At 50.9% G+C, this 3,787-nt stretch carries 4 protein-coding genes; 3 read left to right on the top strand and 1 reads right to left on the bottom strand.

The features are described from left to right. Window positions 1–114: 114 nt before the first annotated feature. The gene (locus tag B5E67_RS15030) at window positions 115–501 is read right to left on the bottom strand and encodes a helix-turn-helix transcriptional regulator (protein WP_087385893.1); all 387 of its coding nucleotides are present in this window, start codon (window positions 499–501) and stop codon (window positions 115–117) included. A gap of 156 nt (window positions 502–657) precedes the next feature. On the opposite strand from B5E67_RS15030, the gene B5E67_RS15035 reads away from it, so the two are divergent. The 3 genes from B5E67_RS15035 to B5E67_RS15045 all read left to right on the top strand — a co-directional run. Continuing rightward, complete coding sequence (locus tag B5E67_RS15035) at window positions 658–2,070, top strand: S41 family peptidase (RefSeq protein ID WP_087385894.1); 1,413 nt, start codon at window positions 658–660, stop codon at window positions 2,068–2,070. 665 nt (window positions 2,071–2,735) lie between these two features. Next, the gene (gene mobC / locus B5E67_RS15040) at window positions 2,736–3,191 is read left to right on the top strand and encodes a plasmid mobilization relaxosome protein MobC (RefSeq protein WP_087385895.1); all 456 of its coding nucleotides are present in this window, start codon (window positions 2,736–2,738) and stop codon (window positions 3,189–3,191) included. Further along, the coding region (locus B5E67_RS15045; protein ID WP_087385896.1) for a relaxase/mobilization nuclease domain-containing protein at window positions 3,139–3,787 on the top strand (649 nt) is incomplete at its 3' end. The genes mobC and B5E67_RS15045, both read left to right, overlap by 53 nt.

Below are 3,787 nucleotides of genomic sequence, written 5' to 3' on the forward strand. Positions count from 1 at the left end.
AACGATGAATCGTCATGCTATCACTTCCTTGCACTGCCTATGATAGAATCCTTTTATGTCTTTTTCTTGTCTTTTTAACACTTTTTTGGGCGTTTTTGAGTTTTCAGATACACCCTAGCGTCGGTCCAAGCATCCCAAGACTTCTCTGGAACGCAGGATGAATTGCTGCGCAATGGGATCGTCCGGGTCTGACAATTTTTCAAACTGCGCAAGCTTCTCAAAACCTTCTGATACCTTTCCAGTTGCGTTACAGGATATAATTTCCTTACGAAGTGCTTCCATCTCCAGCTCATTTTCAGAAACCAGGGCATAATAGCGGTCATCTGGCAGGCCGAGCCGCTGCAAAAGAGCATTGATGACACTGCGGCGGGGGGTCTGTTTGCCATTTTCGATCCGCGAGAGGCTGACGGGATCACAGATGCCGTCACAAACCTGTTCCTGGGTCAAGTTCAATTCTTTTCTCCGCTGCCGGATACACTCTCCGATGGAAATATTCTGCACGCTGGTACTCCTTTGCTACAACTAGGCGTTTCGCGTAAGTTTTTTCTTACGCGAAATGTTATGGTCTTGCACATCAAACGGTGCTATCATGATGGCAATAGTATAAAACATTGAGGTTCAGGAATCAACCGGGCCTCATGAAAGGAGCTTTTTGCTTTGAAACACCGCATCTTGGCGGCGCTGGTGAGCGCCGCTCTCTGTATCTCTTTGGCGGGCTGTGCCGACGCACTGGATATCCCGCAGCCCACCCTGGAAGAACTGCTGGACGAGGTAAATGCTGAGCACCAGAGTATCCAGAGGGATGAGCTGGACCCCACACCCTATCTGCGCACCAGCCTTTCCCTGGAGGATCAGTCAAAAGCTAGGGAGTACATGACAGAGACTTTCAGTGACTATGACCCCGATTTGAAACTGGATCACAGCCAGGCTGTGGAGGATGTCAACTACCTGTTTGAGGCCTGCTACTATGCCTATGGACTCTACGATTACTTTGGCGGGCACCCGGCGTTTGATGCCGCGCAGGAGGCTATTTTACATGATCTGGAAGATCAGGACACCGTGACTTGCCAGCAGCTGGAACAGATCATAGCCAGTCACCTGGGCTTTATCAAGGATGGGCATTTCAGCATCAACCAGAACCATCCGGCACCCTTTCAGATCCCCTTCTTCTTCCGTCAGACCGCCTTCCTGAAAACGGAAAACAGCTACCAGACCGTTGATGGTAAAACGGTGGAGTCGGTTGAAAATCATGCAGACCTGGATGAGCTGTTCAAGCGTTCCATCTCCAAGCAGGGGCAGATTGTTTACTATCCGGTACTACTGAAAGAAGCAATGTTCGATGGACAGTCGGAGTTTGAAAAGCACACCTGTGATGAAGAATTGACTGTTCATTATACCGACGGCACCACTGAGACGCTGACAGCTGAACCCTGGAAACAGTATTTTGAACAGCTGTCCAAGAACAAGAATACAGAACTGCGGCAGACAAAAGAAATCCCTGTCTTCCAGTTCAACAATTTTAACACAGAATATAGAGATGAGATTCTGGACGGTGCAGAGCAGCTTAAGGATGAACCCGTTTCCATGCTGGATTTGCGTTCCAATACAGGCGGGGACAGTACCATAGGTAACCAGTGGCTGAGCACTTACGGAAATACCGGACGAAGCTTTCCCTCCAACAATGAATCTTTCAGTACGTTGAATGGTAAGTCGTCGGGAGTGTCTCTGCCAGATAAATGGATCTCCCATGATAACCTGTTGATTCTTCTGGCCGGAAAAGTGTCCGGCTCTGCGGCAGAAGATCTGATTGAGAATGCCTGCAACCTTGAAAATGTGCTGATCGTTGGAGAAAATACGTTTGGCTCCCTGCTGGCCAATGCAGGATACATTGAACTGCCCAACAGCAAATGCGGCGTGACTATGTCAGCATCCAGCGTTTTTCTTCATCCGAACAATGAACCGTCTGAGGAATTCCAGGGTTTTGAACCGGATCTCTGGGTGCCCGCCGATGAGGCCGAGGAACTGGCGGCTAAGCTGATCCAGAGGCTCTCGAAACCTGAAAATGAATAAGGTTATACAAACAGCTGGTGCCATCCTTGTGAAATCTGTCTAAATCGTCCGACAAATCGTTGACATTTGCATTTTTAAGTGATACCCTGTTCCATAACAAAGCCGCTTTACTCAATAAAAGCTACTATATAACTTTGTTGTCCGCTCCGCAGCTTCACCAAACCATTTTGCCGCCATCCACCCACGACAAAATCTTTTGGTGCTGTGGAGCCTTTTTCTTTTCGAGAGACTTGCAGCCGAACAACCGGCTCGCAATTCTTCATACGCACTTTGACAACTTCATCAGCCGTCCGGACTGGATACAGCGCCATGACCTCGCAGAAATGCGGGCGAGCCTGACAACGCCACTGCAAAACAGGGGCAGGAACTTGATCCGGAGTGAACGGCGAATAACCACAGACACCTCCATTCACACTCCCATGCCCGGTCTTGAAAATCTGTACCCGCTTTTGAATCTGGATTTTCAAAATTTACGGAAAAGCAGAAAGCAAGTATCGACCTGTGGCTACAATTTCACAAATTGAAATTGCGTCCCACGATCTGGTCGTACTTGTTGGGGAGTGCCTTCCCCAAACCCTGCTCTACACGCTCCGCGTGATTCCCGGCTGCGCCGTCTTTGTCTACATAACTCCAAGGAGGAGTTACCCAGACGACAAGGAGGTACAATGTCCAAGACAAAAAACTGTCCGAAACAGAACACCATTCCGAAAGACGGTCCGCCGAGGAAAACACAGTTCATCAAGTTCAGAGTCACCCCAGAAGAAAAGCGGGAACTGGAAATCATGTGCGAGATTCTCCATGTCAACATCTCCACTCTCATCCGTCGTTCCCTGTGCAGTCAGTCCATCAAGCAAACCATTGTTGTCACCGGCGGCGGAGAAGATGCACTGAAACTTCTCTCCGACCTGCTGGGACAATGCGGCAAGATCGGCAGCAATCTGAACCAGCTTGCCCGCTACTTCAACAGCGGCGGCAAAGATTCAGAACAAATTCGGGCGCAGCTCTTGACTGAACTGTCTGCCCTCACACTCTTTCGGCTGGATGCCGAGAAAAAGATGGGAGAACTGTATGGCAACCATCAAGCATACAAGCTCGAAGAACTCCGATCTAACAGCGCCTGAACACTACCTGACCTTTCAGCACAACGAGTACACCGGCCTGCCGATTCTGGATGAGAACGGCCGGCCCAAGCTTCGGGAGGAGTACTTACTGGACACCCTGGAATGCGGCGGGCAGTCCTTTGCCATGGCCTGCCTGCTGGCAAACCGGAAGTACGGAAAGAACTTCTCTCCTGACGATGTGAAGACCCACCAGTATATTATCAGCTTCGACCCGCGGGATGCTGCGGACAACGGACTGACCCTGGAAAAAGCCCAGGCTCTTGGCCTGCAATTCTGCAAAGAAAACTTTCCAGGTCATCCCGCCATCGTCTGCGCTCACCCCGATGGACACAACGAAGCCGGGAATATCCACGTTCACATTGTCATTTGCAGCGTCCGGGTGCGGGCGATCCCTCGACAGTCCTATATGGAAAAGCCCTGCGACTGGCAGGAGGGCATGAAGCACCGCTGCACCGCCGCGATGCTCCGGCACCTGCAGGTCGAGACCATGGAGCTTTGCCAGGAAGCCGGACTCTACCAGATCGACCTGTTGAACGGCACCGGCGAACGGATTACAGAACGAGAATACTGGGCGCAGCGGCGCGGCCAGCGCCGCC

Source organism: Faecalibacterium sp. An122, assembly GCF_002160895.1.
In the GTDB taxonomy this organism is placed as follows: domain Bacteria; phylum Bacillota; class Clostridia; order Oscillospirales; family Ruminococcaceae; genus Faecalibacterium.

What these genes read in the sequence shown, in the direction of transcription:
- mobC (WP_087385895.1), top strand. Translation starts at nt 2,736, where the DNA reads ATGTCCAAGACAAAAAACTGTCCGAAACAGAACACCATTCCGAAAGAC.